This is a genomic window from Enterobacter sp. P82 (genome assembly GCF_037053385.1).
Lineage (GTDB): Bacteria > Pseudomonadota > Gammaproteobacteria > Enterobacterales > Enterobacteriaceae > Enterobacter.
The window spans coordinates 1-14,187 of record NZ_JBALHX010000001.1 but is presented as its reverse complement, the minus strand read 5'-3'; the positions used below and the strand labels follow the sequence as shown (position 1 = coordinate 14,187).

Sequence of the window (14,187 nt, the reverse complement as noted above, 5' to 3'; positions counted from 1 at the left end):
ATAAGTCTGTTCACGATACGCACCACTTTCTGACAAGAAACATCTTTTTCCCGCCAGAAGAGTAACGCAACCCAGGCTTTATTTCACCACAAAATCTGACACTAACGATCTGCTTCGCAAAATAATTTCATTCATTTACCTCCTGTTTACGCCACCTTACGAGTTTAGTCATTGCAACAGCCTTTAAAAAAAACGTGCGATATCTCGCATTCAGGTGCTATTCTGACCAAACACTGTTTAGTAAATTAAACAAAAATCATGAACACAACACCTGAACTTCATTGTGATGTACTGATCATCGGCAGCGGTGCTGCCGGTCTCTCTCTGGCGCTGCGTCTGGCCGAGCATCAGAACGTTATTGTTCTGAGTAAAGGGCCGATAAGTGAAGGTTCCACATTTTATGCCCAGGGCGGTATTGCCGCTGTGTTTGACGAGACAGACAGCATTGCATCACACGTTGAAGATACGTTGATTGCCGGCGCCGGGATCGTGGATACGCATGCAGCAGAGTTTGTCGCCAGTAATGCCCGTCATTGCGTTCAATGGCTCATCGACCAGGGGGTATTATTTGATACCCAGGTTCAGCCCAATGGCGAGGAGAGCTATCACCTTACTCGAGAAGGTGGTCATAGCCACCGTCGCATCCTGCACGCCGCGGATGCCACGGGTAAAGAGGTTGAAACTACGCTGGTCAGTAAGGCTCTTAGTCATCCTAATATTCGGGTCCTTGAGCGGAGTAATGCCGTTGACCTGATTATTTCCGACAAAATTGGCCTGCCCGGCACGCGTCGCGTCGTGGGTGCCTGGGTCTGGAATCGTAATAAAGAGAAGGTTGAAACTTGTCAGGCGAAGGCTGTCGTACTGGCTACAGGCGGCGCCTCCAAAGTGTATCAGTACACCACCAACCCGGACATAGCCTCCGGAGACGGTATTGCCATGGCCTGGCGCGCCGGTTGCCGCGTGGCGAACCTCGAATTTAACCAGTTTCACCCGACCGCATTGTTCCACCCTCAGGCACGCAACTTCCTGCTCACGGAAGCGCTGCGCGGAGAAGGTGCTTACCTGAAACGCCCTGACGGCTCACGCTTTATGCCGGACTTTGATACCAGAGGTGAACTCGCTCCACGTGACATCGTTGCCCGCGCCATCGACCATGAAATGAAACGTCTTGGCGTGGACTGTATGTATCTCGATATCAGCCATAAGCCCGCAGAGTTCATTCGCCAGCACTTCCCGATGATTTACGAAAAGCTGCTGAATCTGGGCATTGATTTAACCCGTGATCCGGTGCCCATTGTACCTGCCGCCCACTATACCTGTGGTGGCGTAATGGTTGACGATCATGGACGTACGGATGTAGATGGCCTGTATGCAATCGGTGAGGTCAGCTATACCGGACTTCACGGTGCGAACCGTATGGCCTCTAACTCACTGCTTGAATGCCTGGTGTACGGCTGGTCTGCAGCGGAAGACATCACGAAACGCATGCCGTACGCCCGCGAGACAGAGCATCTGCCTGCCTGGGATGAAAGCCGTGTGGATAACCCGGACGAATTGGTCGTGATCCAGCACAACTGGCATGAGCTACGACTGTTTATGTGGGACTACGTGGGGATTGTACGCACGACAAAACGACTTGAGCGCGCGTTGCGCCGCATCACCATGCTCCAACAGGAAATTGATGAGTATTATGCCAATTTCCGCGTATCGAATAATTTGCTGGAGCTGCGCAATCTGGTTCAGGTCGCTGAACTGATTGTACGCTGCGCGATGATGCGTAAAGAGAGTCGCGGGCTGCACTATACCCTGGATTACCCTGATCAGCTTGCTGAATCCGGCCCGTCGATACTCTCACCGCAGGTTCACATAAACAGATAAAATGCCTGGGTCAGAGCGGTGTAATCTTCGGAATAACGCTGGTCTGGCCCACGGATCACCATTCTGTCATTAAAACATTCACCTTCTTTTGGTGATAACGCCAGCAGTACGCGGTGCGGCAGCCGTCCTTCCGTATCCGAAATATCGGTACGCAAACGTAGCGTCCAGCCAATCTCCTGGGCGATGCCGATGAATGTATTGCCCGTACTCTCAGGCAGAACGACACAGAAAAAACCCTCTTCGGAGATGAGCTCTGCTGCACTGGTGAGCAGTGCTTTATGGTTGAGGGAGCCGGTATAACGCGCCTGTTCGCGCTCCGGTGAACCGCACTCAACGCCGGGCTCATAGTAGGGAGGGTTGCTGACGATCAGATCGTAACGCGCGGTTTGTTCAGGCGCCCAGGTCAGCACATCTGCGCATTCCACTTTCATCCGGTCAGCCCAGGGCGATTCGGCCGCATTTTCACGCGCCTGCTCTGCGGCCTGCGCATCCAGTTCAACTGCATCAATCGTGACATGTTCTTCCGTACGCTGCGCCAGCATCAACGCCACCAGCCCGCTGCCGGTACCGATATCAAGAATACGCTTAACACCTGCGACAGGTGCCCAGGCTCCCAGTAAAATACCGTCTGTGCCGACTTTCATAGCACAGCGATCGTGAGCGACAAAAAATTGTTTAAATGTAAAACCATCGCGGCGCAACTGCGCTTTGAGTTGAGACATGTCAGGGCAACCTTCTAAGTGAAACTGGAGTAGCATAGGGGAAAGCGAAGTGACCGAAAAGCGATATCCATACAAACAGATGAAGATTACAGCCGTAACGTCTATAATCAGCGCCCCACACAGAGGTAGAACATGACTGTAACGACTTTTTCCGAACTTGAACTCGATGAAAGCCTGCTCAATGCACTTGAGAGTAAAGGCTTTACACGCCCGACCGCCATTCAGGCAGCGGCCATTCCGCCTGCGCTTGAGGGCCGCGATGTGCTCGGTTCTGCGCCAACCGGCACGGGGAAGACAGCAGCCTATTTGCTGCCTGTGTTGCAGCATCTGCTCGATTTTCCACGTAAAAAATCTGGCCCGCCGCGTATTTTAATCCTGACGCCTACGCGCGAGCTGGCCATGCAGGTGGCCGATCACGCGCGCGAGCTCGCGGCAAATACTCATCTGGATATCGCCACCATCACCGGCGGCGTTGCGTATATGAACCACGCCGAAGTGTTCAGCGAAAACCAGGACATCGTCGTTGCGACGACGGGCCGCCTGCTGCAGTACATTAAAGAAGAGAACTTCGACTGCCGCGCGGTTGAAACGCTGATCCTCGACGAAGCCGACCGTATGCTGGATATGGGCTTTGCACAGGATATTGAGCATATTGCGGGTGAAACGCGCTGGCGTAACCAGACGATGCTGTTCTCTGCCACCCTCGAAGGGGAAGCGATTAAAGACTTCGCAGAGCGTCTGCTGGAAGATCCGGTGGAAGTGTCAGCGACGCCGTCCACCCGTGAGCGTAAGAAGATCCACCAGTGGTACTACCGCGCGGACAACCTTGAGCACAAGGTCGAATTGCTCAAACACCTGCTGAAGCAGGAAGATGCGCTGCGCACAATCGTGTTTGTGCGTAAGCGCGAGCGCGTGCACGAGCTGGCTGAAATGCTGCGCAATGCCGGGATCAATAACTGCTATCTTGAAGGCGAGATGGCACAGATCAAACGTACCGAAGGCATTAAGCGCCTGACCGATGGCCGCGTTAACGTGCTGGTTGCGACTGACGTTGCCGCTCGCGGGATCGACATCCCTGACGTCAGCCACGTCATTAACTTCGATATGCCACGCAGCGGGGATACCTACCTGCACCGAATTGGCCGTACCGGCCGCGCGGGCCGTAAAGGTATTGCTATTTCACTGGTCGAAGCACATGACTACCTGTTGCTGCAGAAAATTGGCCGCTATGTGGATGAGCCATTGAAAGCCCGTGTTATTGATGGCCTGCGCCCGACCACACGTGCACCGAGTGAAAAAATGACGGGTAAACCGTCCAAGAAAGCGCTCGCGAAACGTGCTGAGAGAAAAGAGAAAGAAAAAGAGAAGCCACGCGTGAAGCAGCGTCACCGCGATACCAAAAACATTGGTAAGCGCCGTAAGCCAAGCGCTGCCGCGCAGGAAACGAAGACTGAAGAGTAATAAAAAGCCGGGGAAAATCCCCGGCTTTTTTTATTCTGCCCCCACGGCTGAAACTATTACAGGCTTTCAGTAAAGGTACGAGCGATAACGTCGCGCTGTTGTTCTGGGGTCAGAGAGTTGAAGCGTACTGCATAGCCAGACACGCGAATGGTCAGCTGTGGGTATTTTTCAGGGTGCTCAACCGCATCCATCAGCGTTTCGCGACGCAGCACGTTAACGTTCAGGTGCTGACCACCTTCCACACGTACTTCCGGTTTCACTTCCATTGGGATTTCACGGTATTCAATTTCGCCCAGCTTGCTGACTGGAACAATTTCATCTTCAGCAAAACCGGCTTTCGCGACGACACAACGTGCTTCGTTTTTCTCGCTGTCCAGCAGCCAGAAAGAGTTGAGCAGATCGTCATTTGCAGCTTTAGTAATCTGGATACCTGTAATCATGTGTTGCCTCCCTTAGGCTACATTAACTGATGTCGGCCTCTTCAGGCCAATTGGTAAAACCAATGTTTCTTGTGTGTATATATATCATTCGCACCCCTGTGATTTATTGATTTAAATCAACAAAAACACCAACCACACAAAGAGTGTGGTTTGAATTTATTGTTTTAGATCAATTTCATTACCTTACCAATTCAATATTACCTGCATATTTTCAAAATAAATTGAGGGACTTACAGTCAATTTCTGCCTGTAATTTTGCACCCAGGAATTTAACGGGTAAGCTAGGTGCAGATGAGATTCGCAGGAGAGCGAGATGACGACACCTTTAACCTGGCACGACGTGCTGGCCGAAGAAAAACAGCAGCCCTATTTTATTAATACTCTCAGCACCGTTGCGACAGAGCGGCAATCTGGCCAGACGATTTATCCGCCACAGAAAGATGTTTTCAACGCGTTTCGCTATACCGAATTAAGCGATGTCAAAGTCGTTATCCTCGGACAGGATCCTTACCATGGCCCAGGGCAGGCGCACGGGCTGGCGTTCTCAGTACGCCCGGGCGTGGCTATCCCCCCTTCTCTGCTGAACATGTATAAAGAGCTTGAGGGAACGCTGCCCGGGTTTACCCGCCCCACTCACGGTTATCTGGAAAGCTGGGCGCGCCAGGGCGTGCTGTTACTGAATACGGTGCTTACCGTACGGGCGGGTCAGGCGCACTCACACGCAAGCCTGGGCTGGGAAACGTTTACAGACAAAGTCATCAGCCTGATCAACGAGCATCGTGAAGGCGTGGTATTTTTACTCTGGGGTTCTCACGCGCAGAAGAAAGGGGCGATTATCGACCGTCAGCGTCATCACGTATTGAAGGCGCCGCACCCGTCACCGTTGTCTGCACATCGCGGCTTCTTTGGCAGTAATCATTTTGTTCTGGCGAACGAATGGCTGGAAAAACGTGGCGAAACGCCAATTGACTGGATGCCTGTGTTACCGGCAGAAAGCGAGTAGTATTTAATGTGCCGGGTCTAACCCGGCACATTAAGAGGCTTATGCCTTATTCTGACGCCACCACTCGGCCAGCAATACGCCAGTCGCAACGGATACGTTCAGACTTTCCACATTACCTGTCCCGTCGATAGAGACACTCAAATCCGCACTGGAGAGCGCCGCGTCAGACAGACCATCGCGCTCCTGACCCAGCACCAGCACCATTTTACGCGGCAGCGTCGCTTTGAACAGCGGCGTACCGGCATGGCTCGAGGTGGTCACGATGGAATAGCCCGCTTTACGGAACTGCTCAATAGCATCCAGAACGCTGTCGCCGGTGATCGGCTGAACGTGCTCAGCACCACCTTCTGCAGTACGGATCGCCGCACCTGATTCCAGCAGTGCAGCATCCTGCAACAGCACGCCTTTCACGCCGAAGTGCGCGCAGCTACGCATCATCGCACCCAGATTATGCGGGTTACCCACATCTTCCAGTGCCAGCACGCAGTCATCAGCCTCTGCCTGGCTGACCCATTGCTGGACGGTAGTACCGTTACGTTTTTTGATCAGGAAGCAAACACCACCGTGGTGTTCGGTACCGGACGCTTTGGTCAACTCGGCATCATCTACCACGTGATAGGCTTTACGGTTTGCGGCCATCCAGCGCAGCGCTTCTTTAAAGCGTGGGGTCACACTCTGAATAAACCAGGCGCGGACGATGCACTCAGGACGGCTCTGGAACAGCGCCTGGCAGGCATTCTCGCCATACACGCGAGTCTCTTCAGCCCGCTGACGACGCAGCACTTCCGGGTCGATAAAGCTTTTACCGCTGATACCACCGTGATCGGCTTTTTCTGGCGTCTCATCGCCAGGCGCGCGAGAAACGGTACGCCACGGGGATGAGTTATCACGTGAGAAGTCATCACGTGGACGGTCATCGCGTTTGCGATCGTCACGCTTACGGTCATCACGTTGGCGGTCATCACCGCGGTTATTTCTGTCATCGCGGGCGGGGCGACGGCCACCGTCTGCACGAGAAGACGCCGGACGCCCGCCACCTTTTCCGGTACGCGGATTTTGGGTGCGTTTATCAGAGTCATCATCACTGCGGACATACATCACTTTGACCTTGCCGCTTTTGTTTTTCATTTCGTCGTTCATGCTTTTCTCCACCAGCGCTGCGCGAAGCGCGCAGATTACCCGATGTGCCAGCGCATAGCCATAATTTCGTACAAAAGCCTGTGACTATTGTTCTCATTGAATAAAACGCATTGTTGTTTCAAACAGGCTCATTGATAATATGTAACATATTAGAAACATTATCGGCGTTTGCCGCTGTCCCACGGCTCTATCAGAGGTTAGTTATGAATACCGTATGTGCCAACTGTCAGGCTCTCAATCGCATTCCGGATGATCGAATTGAAGATGGTGCGAAATGCGGGCGTTGTGGCCATGAATTGTTTGATGGCGATGTCATTAACGCAACGGGTGCTACGCTGGACAAACTCCTCAAGGATGATCTTCCTGTAGTAGTCGACTTCTGGGCGCCATGGTGCGGCCCATGCCGTAGCTTCGCACCGATCTTCGAAGATGTGGCAGAAGAGCGTAACGGGAAAATGCGGTTCGTTAAGGTCAATACCGAAGCGGAACCCGAACTGAGCGCACGTTTTCGTATTCGCAGCATCCCGACCATTATGATTTTCAAAAAGGGTGAAGTGATCGATATGCTCAACGGTGCGGTTCCAAAAGCACCTTTTGAAAGCTGGTTAAACGAGTCGCTGTAACATTCACGGGGCGCATCTTGTGCCCCGTTCCCACCTCTGCGAAAATAGGGTTTTTCCTGCATTTCGCCCATGACTGATAACGCTGTCCTTCAATTACGTGCCGAACGCCTTGCGCGCTCAACGCGTCCCTTTCTTGCCCGTGGCAATCGAATCCGTCGTTGCCAACGATGCCTGCTGCCGCTAAAGGTTTGCCTGTGCGAGACGCTGGCCCCGAGTACAGCGGAGAGCCGTTTTTGTCTGGTGATGTTCGATACTGAGCCGATGAAACCCAGTAATACGGGTCGCCTGATTGCCGATATTCTGCCTGACACCACTGCGTTTCAGTGGTCGCGCACGGAGCCACCACAGGCCCTGCTCGACGCAGTGACGAACCCGGACTATCAGCCCATGGTCGTTTTCCCGGCCTCTTATGCAGGCGCCGATCGTCAAGTGGTTTCGGCTCCACCATCCGGTAAACCGCCCCTGTTTATTATGCTGGATGGTACCTGGACCGAAGCACGAAAAATGTTTCGTAAAAGCCCTTATCTTGACGCACTGCCGGTGATTTCTGTCGATCTTTCCCGGGTCTCCGCCTACCGCCTGCGTGAAGCGCATGCCGACGGGCAATACTGCACTGCCGAAGTGGCCATTGCGCTTCTGGATTTAGCAGGCGATGCCGCAGCGGCAAGCGCCCTGGGCAACCATTTCTCCCGCTTTCGCGAGCGCTATCTGGCGGGAAAAACCGTTCATAAGGGCAGTATCACAGCAACAGAGACAGAAAGCGTTTAAAATCATCAGGTCGCTTGCATTCACAGGAGGCCTGCATGAGCCAGAGAGGGTTAGAAGCGCTATTACGTCCTAAATCCATTGCCGTTATCGGCGCCTCAATGAAACCGGATCGTGCAGGCTATCTGATGATGCGCAACCTGCTAGCCGGAGGATTTAATGGCCCTGTTATGCCCGTGACGCCTGCCTACAAGGCAGTTCAGGGGGTACTTGCCTGGCCGGATGTACAGAGCCTGCCTTTCGTTCCCGATCTTGCCGTATTGTGTACCAATGCGAAACGAAATCCGGAACTGCTGGAATCACTCGGTAAAAAAGGGTGTAAAACCTGCATAATTCTCTCGTCTCCACCTGAACAACAACCAGAGCTGCTGGCATGCGCCAGTCGTTATCAAATGCGCATCCTTGGGCCAAACAGTCTTGGTCTGCTCGCCCCCTGGCAGGGGCTGAATGCCAGCTTCTCCCCTGTACCAATCCGTAAAGGTAAACTCGCGTTTATCTCGCAATCGGCGGCGGTATCGAACACTATCCTCGACTGGGCTCAGCAGCGTGAAATGGGGTTCTCCTACTTCATTGCCCTGGGTGACAGCCTGGATATTGACGTTGATGAGCTCCTTGATTTTCTGGCTCGCGACAGTAAAACCAGCGCAATCCTGCTTTACCTTGAGCACCTCAGCGATGCCCGTCGTTTTGTATCGGCTTCACGAAGCGCCTCGCGCAATAAACCGATCCTGGTGATCAAAAGTGGGCGTAGCCCTGCAGCCCAGCGACTTCTGCAGTCGCATTCCGGTATGGATCCTGCCTGGGACGCCGCCATTCAACGTGCAGGTTTGCTGCGGGTACAGGATACACACGAGCTTTTTTCCGCCGTCGAGACGCTAAGCCATATGCGCCCATTGCGTGGTGAGAAGTTAATGATTGTCAGTAACGGTGCCGCCCCTGCTGCACTCGCGCTGGATGAACTGTGGCGGCGCTTCGGTAAGCTGGCAACGCTGGGTGAAGAGACGCTGCAACGTCTGAGAGAAGCTCTCCCGACGAGTGTGACGCCTGACAACCCGCTTGACTTACGCGATGACGCCAGCAGCGATCGCTATATCAAGGCCATCTCGATTTTGCTGGATAGCCAGGATTTCGACGCACTGATGATTATCCACTCCCCCAGCGCGGCCGCTCCGGGTAGTGAAAGTGCGCGTGCACTCATTGATACCGTACGCAATCATCCACGTGGCAAATATGTCACTTTACTGACCAACTGGTGCGGTGAGTTTTCCTCTCAGGAGGCGCGCCGCTTGTTTAGTGAAGCTGGTCTGCCAACCTATCGTACTCCGGAAGGCACCATCACTGCATTTATGCATATGGTCGAGTATCGCCGTAACCAGAAACAGTTACGCGAAACCCCGGCGTTGCCCGGTAATTTGACGGCGAACACCGTCGACGTTCACCGTCTTTTACAACAGGCTATTGAAGAGGGTGCGACGACGCTTGATACGCATGAAGTTCAGCCCATTCTCGGTAGTTACGGAATGCAAACCCTACCCACCTGGATTGCCAGTGACAGTGCTGAAGCTGTGCATATTGCCGAACAAATTGGCTATCCGGTTGCCCTTAAGTTGCGTTCACCGGATATCCCGCATAAGTCTGATATTCAGGGGGTGATGTTATACCTGCGTACGGCAACGGAGGTTCAGCAAGCAGCAGATGCTATTTTCGACCGGGTCAAAATGGCCTGGCCGCAGGCAAGGATCCACGGGTTGCTGGTGCAAAGTATGGCTAACCGCGCAGGTGCTCAGGAGCTACGGGTGGTGGTTGAACACGATCCCGTGTTTGGTCCGCTCATCATGCTGGGAGAAGGCGGCGTTGAGTGGCGTCCGGCAGAACAGGCAGTGGTCGCGTTGCCTCCGCTGAACATGAACCTGGCGCGTTATCTGATCATTCAGGCTATAAAAAGCAGAAAGATCCGTGGCCGCAGTGCGTTGCGTCCGCTTGATATTGCCGGATTAAGTCAATTCCTTGTGCAGGTGTCTAACCTGATAGTTGATTGTGCAGAGATCCAGCGGCTGGATATCCACCCCCTTCTCGCCTCCGGTAATGAGTTTACGGCGCTGGACGTGACGCTGGATATCGCGCCATTCGAAGGTGACAGAGAGAGCCGTCTGGCGATCCGTCCTTACCCGCTGCAACTGGAAGAGTGGGTAGAGATGAAAAATGGGGAACGGGCATTGTTCCGCCCAATTCTGCCTGAAGATGAGCCGCAGCTACGGGCTTTTATCTCTCAGGTCACGAAAGAGGATCTTTACTATCGCTATTTTAGTGAAATCAACGAATTTACCCACGATGATTTAGCCAATATGACCCAGATCGACTACGATCGAGAAATGGCTTTTGTCGCCATTCGTCGTTCCGATAAGGGTGATGAGATCCTTGGCGTAACGCGTGCTATTTCTGATCCGGATAATGTTGATGCGGAGTTTGCCGTGTTGGTGCGCTCTGATCTAAAAGGCCTGGGTCTGGGGAGACGACTGCTGGAAAAACTCATCAGTTATACGCGAGATCACGGATTGTTACGCCTGAATGGCATTACTATGCCTAACAATCGCGGTATGGTGACCCTGGCGCGAAAACTTGGATTTGATGTTGATATTCAACTGGACGAAGGTATTGTTGCCTTGTCCCTCAACCTGACATCAGCAGATAAACACGAGTAAGCTACTGGAAATGTTACCCACTTTGGACGGGACTGGTGGTATCATTGTCCGCTTATGTTGTTTGCATGGTACAGACAACCCTTCAATGAACAGAGAAGAAACGCACTGTGATGTTGTCAAAATTTAAGCGTAATAAACATCAACAACACCTTGCTCAACTACCGAAGATTTCTCAGTCAGTTGATGATGTAGAGTTCTTTTACGCTCCCGCTCATTTTCGGGAGACGCTTCTGGAAAAGATTGCCAGTGCCACGCGACGCATTTGCATTGTGGCACTGTATCTGGAACAAGACGAAGGCGGGCGCGGGATCCTGAACGCGCTCTATGAAGCCAAACGTCAACGTCCTGAACTTGATGTTCGCGTGCTGGTTGACTGGCATCGCGCTCAGCGTGGTCGTATTGGCGCTGCCGCTTCAAACACCAATGCTGACTGGTATTGCCGCATGGCGCAGGAGAATCCTGGCGTCGATGTTCCTGTCTATGGTGTGCCTGTTAATACTCGTGAAGCGCTCGGCGTCCTTCATTTCAAGGGTTTCATCATTGATGACAGCGTACTTTACAGTGGTGCTAGTCTGAATGATGTTTACCTCCATCAGCTCGATAAGTATCGCTACGACCGCTACCATCTGATTCGTAATCCTCAGATGGCCGATATCATGTTTAACTGGGTTGATAAAAATCTGGTTCATGGCCGTGGTGTAAATCGCCTTGACGATCCAGAGCGCCCTAAAAGCCCGGAAATCAAAAATGATGTTCGTGCATTCCGCCAGGAGCTGCGCGATGCGGTCTATCATTTCCAGGGCGATGCAAACAACGAAGAGTTATCCGTTACCCCGCTGGTAGGGCTCGGCAAATCAAGCCTGCTAAATAAAACGATCTTCCATCTGATGCCGTGTGCAGAGCAGAAACTCACCATCTGTACACCGTACTTCAACCTTCCTGCCGTGCTGGTGCGTAATATCATTCAGCTGCTGCGCGATGGTAAAAAAGTGGAAATCATCGTTGGGGATAAAACGGCTAACGACTTCTTTATTCCTGAAGATCAGCCGTTCAAAATTATCGGTGCGCTTCCTTACCTCTATGAGATTAACCTGCGCCGTTTCCTGAGTCGTTTACAGTATTACGTAAACACTGACCAGCTGGTTGTGCGTCTGTGGAAAGATGAAGACAACACTTACCATCTCAAAGGTATGTGGGTCGACGATGAGTGGATGCTACTGACCGGTAACAACCTGAACCCGCGCGCGTGGCGACTGGATCTGGAAAACGCTATCCTGATCCATGACCCACAGCATGAGTTAGCCGCAAAACGTGAGCGTGAGCTGGAGCTGATTCGCACACATACCACTGTGGTTAATCATTACCGCGAACTGCAGAGCATTGCCGATTATCCGGTGAAGGTCCGCAAACTTATCCGCCGTTTACGTCGTATCCGTATCGACCGACTTATCAGCCGTATTCTGTAATGCCACAGCCCTGTCTTCGACGGGGCTTTTTTATGGAGTTCTTGATGCGCATCCCTCTCCTGCTAACTACTCTCGCCCTCACCGGCTGTAGCCATATGGCAAACGATAGCTGGTCCGGTCAGGATAAAGCCCAACATTTTCTCGCTTCCGCGATGTTGTCCGCAGCCGGTAATGAATATGCTCAGCATCAGGGATACAGCCGGGATCGTAGCGCGGCGATAGGGTTGATGTTCTCTGTCGGTCTTGGGGCATCTAAAGAATTGTGGGATAGCCGCCCCGCAGGGAGCGGCTGGAGCTGGAAAGATTTTGCCTGGGATGTCGCCGGCGCAACGACTGGCTATGCTGTGTGGCAAATGGCGCACTATTAAAGCCGGATGCCTTTCCCTTTGCGATGAAGCATCAGGGATACGATAAATGCCAGCGCCCCCATTGCAGTGACGTACCAGAAGAATGTCGTTTCACTTCCCCATGATTTAAGAGACAACGCAATATACTCAGCCGATCCGCCAAACAACGCATTGGCTACCGCATAAGAGAGCCCGACTCCTAAAGCACGTACCTGCGCCGGGAACATTTCGGCTTTCAGTATCCCACTGATCGAGGTATAGAAACTGACAATCACCATCGCCAGCATAACCAGCGCAAATGCTGCATACGGCGAAGTCACATGCTGAAGAGCAGTCAGAATAGGTACGGTACATAACGCCGACAGCCCGCCAAAAATCAGCATCGACGTCCGCCGGCCAATTTTATCCGAGAGTGCACCGATGATGGGTTGTATGAGCATAAAGACAAAGAGCGCTACAGTCATGACGACACTGGCGACGTTTGCGTGCATTCCGGTAGTGTTCACCAGGTACTTTTGCATATAGGTGGTGAACGTGTAGAAACTGAGAGAGCCACCCGCAGTGAAGCCCAGCACCATCAGGAAAGCTTTACGGTTACGCCATAACCCTTTGAAGGTTCCCGCCTCCTTCAGCGTTCTGACCTCTTTCTGAGAGGTTTCATCCAACTGACGGCGTAGCCAAAGTGCGACGATCGCCAGTACTGCCCCCATTGCGAAAGGAATTCGCCATCCCCAGGCGTGGAGTTGTTCGTCCGTCAGAATCTGCTGCAGGATAACCACCACAAGAATGGCCAGCAACTGACCGCCAATAAGCGTGACATACTGGAAGGAGGCGTAAAAACCTTTACGACCTTCCAGAGCAATCTCACTCATGTAGGTCGCACTGGTACCGTATTCCCCCCCCACCGATAGCCCCTGAAATAAGCGGGCCAGTAAAAGTAGCGCGGGAGCCCAGGTACCAATGGATTCATATCCTGGCAGGCAGGCGATCACCAGAGAGCCAAAGCACATCATACAAACCGAGATAAGCATTGAGGCCTTACGTCCGCGACGATCCGCAATGCGGCCGAACAACCAGCCCCCGATCGGTCGCATCAGGAATCCTGCAGCAAAAACGCCTGCCGTTTGTAGAAGCTGCGTCGTGGTGTTGCCGGAGGGAAAGAAAATATGTGCGAAGTAGAGTGAACAGAATGAGTAGACGTAAAAGTCGAACCATTCAACCAGATTCCCTGAAGAGGCACTGACGATTGCCCATACCCTTCTTCGGGTATCACTGGTAGCCAGCGTCCCGTTTGATGCAATGCTTTCAGTCATTGTGATTATGCTCCTGCCATAAACTGCGGTGTATTGAGTCAGGAAACTCAATTACCTCGTAAATGAAATGTTATAATTTTGTTATAAATAACATTGAGACAGCGATCACACATTCCATTAGCAGGATAAGGGATTAAGAGAAAGGTCAGATTAAGAAAAGACAAAGCAAAAAACCCCGCACCTTACGGTACGGGGTTCTTCTTATTTGATGCCTGGCAGTTCCCTACTCTCACATGGGGAGACCCCACACTACCATCGGCGCTACGGCGTTTCACTTCTGAGTTCGGCATGGGGTCAGGTGGGACCACCGCGCTAAAGCCGCCAGGC

General features: G+C 52.6%; 12 protein-coding genes and 1 rRNA gene. 8 read left to right on the top strand and 5 right to left on the bottom strand.

Going from position 1 to position 14,187, the window contains the following annotated elements; all coding sequences use genetic code 11:
* Window positions 1-258 precede the first annotated feature (258 nt).
* Window positions 259-1,878 carry an L-aspartate oxidase gene (nadB, locus tag WB237_RS00070; RefSeq protein ID WP_049005949.1) on the top strand — a complete coding sequence of 540 codons (1,620 nt, stop codon included), beginning with the start codon at window positions 259-261 and terminating at the stop codon, window positions 1,876-1,878.
* Here the strand turns inward: nadB and trmN are convergent.
* Window positions 1,863-2,600, bottom strand: a complete 738-nt coding sequence (trmN, locus tag WB237_RS00065; RefSeq protein ID WP_129995169.1) for a tRNA(1)(Val) (adenine(37)-N(6))-methyltransferase TrmN — start codon at window positions 2,598-2,600, stop codon at window positions 1,863-1,865. The two genes, nadB and trmN, sit on opposite strands and share 16 nt — an antisense overlap.
* 132 nt (window positions 2,601-2,732) lie before the next feature.
* Between trmN and srmB the strand changes: the two genes are divergently transcribed.
* Window positions 2,733-4,061 carry an ATP-dependent RNA helicase SrmB gene (srmB, locus tag WB237_RS00060; RefSeq protein ID WP_028016053.1) on the top strand — a complete coding sequence of 443 codons (1,329 nt, stop codon included), beginning with the start codon at window positions 2,733-2,735 and terminating at the stop codon, window positions 4,059-4,061.
* A gap of 56 nt (window positions 4,062-4,117) precedes the next feature.
* On the opposite strand, the gene grcA is transcribed toward srmB, so the two are convergent.
* Entirely contained in the window at window positions 4,118-4,501 is a 384-nt protein-coding gene (grcA, locus tag WB237_RS00055; RefSeq protein WP_008502190.1) for an autonomous glycyl radical cofactor GrcA, read from the bottom strand.
* A gap of 313 nt (window positions 4,502-4,814) precedes the next feature.
* On the opposite strand from grcA, the gene ung reads away from it, so the two are divergent.
* Window positions 4,815-5,504, top strand: a complete 690-nt coding sequence (gene ung / locus WB237_RS00050) for a uracil-DNA glycosylase (protein ID WP_028016052.1) — start codon at window positions 4,815-4,817, stop codon at window positions 5,502-5,504.
* Window positions 5,505-5,543: 39 nt separating this feature from the next.
* Here the strand turns inward: ung and WB237_RS00045 are convergent, their stop codons facing one another.
* Window positions 5,544-6,644 (bottom strand): tRNA/rRNA methyltransferase, encoded by a 1,101-nt coding sequence (locus tag WB237_RS00045; protein ID WP_336209278.1) that lies wholly within the window; start codon window positions 6,642-6,644, stop codon window positions 5,544-5,546.
* A gap of 203 nt (window positions 6,645-6,847) precedes the next feature.
* Here WB237_RS00045 and trxC point away from each other — a divergent pair, with 203 nt between their 5' ends.
* From trxC to WB237_RS00015, 5 genes are all read left to right on the top strand, one after another.
* Window positions 6,848-7,267 carry a thioredoxin TrxC gene (gene trxC, locus WB237_RS00040; RefSeq protein ID WP_028016050.1) on the top strand — a complete coding sequence of 140 codons (420 nt, stop codon included), beginning with the start codon at window positions 6,848-6,850 and terminating at the stop codon, window positions 7,265-7,267.
* Between the two features lie 69 nt (window positions 7,268-7,336).
* Entirely contained in the window at window positions 7,337-8,035 is a 699-nt protein-coding gene (tapT, locus tag WB237_RS00035; RefSeq protein ID WP_336209277.1) for a tRNA-uridine aminocarboxypropyltransferase, read from the top strand.
* A 35-nt stretch (window positions 8,036-8,070) separates the two neighbouring features.
* Window positions 8,071-10,734, top strand: coding sequence for a bifunctional acetate--CoA ligase family protein/GNAT family N-acetyltransferase (locus tag WB237_RS00030; RefSeq protein ID WP_336209275.1), 2,664 nt, complete (start codon window positions 8,071-8,073; stop codon window positions 10,732-10,734).
* 110 nt (window positions 10,735-10,844) lie between these two features.
* The gene (pssA, locus tag WB237_RS00020; protein WP_028016047.1) at window positions 10,845-12,200 is read left to right on the top strand and encodes a CDP-diacylglycerol--serine O-phosphatidyltransferase; all 1,356 of its coding nucleotides are present in this window, start codon (window positions 10,845-10,847) and stop codon (window positions 12,198-12,200) included.
* A 44-nt stretch (window positions 12,201-12,244) separates the two neighbouring features.
* On the top strand, window positions 12,245-12,568 hold the full coding sequence (locus WB237_RS00015; protein WP_049005940.1) for a YfiM family lipoprotein: 324 nt from the start codon (window positions 12,245-12,247) through the stop codon (window positions 12,566-12,568).
* On the opposite strand, the gene WB237_RS00010 is transcribed toward WB237_RS00015, so the two are convergent.
* Window positions 12,565-13,860, bottom strand: a complete 1,296-nt coding sequence (locus tag WB237_RS00010; RefSeq protein ID WP_336209272.1) for an MFS transporter — start codon at window positions 13,858-13,860, stop codon at window positions 12,565-12,567. The genes WB237_RS00015 and WB237_RS00010 overlap by 4 nt on opposite strands.
* Before the next feature lie 210 nt (window positions 13,861-14,070).
* Window positions 14,071-14,186: ribosomal RNA gene (gene rrf / locus WB237_RS00005) — 5S ribosomal RNA — on the bottom strand.
* Between the last annotated feature and the right edge of the window lies 1 nt (window position 14,187).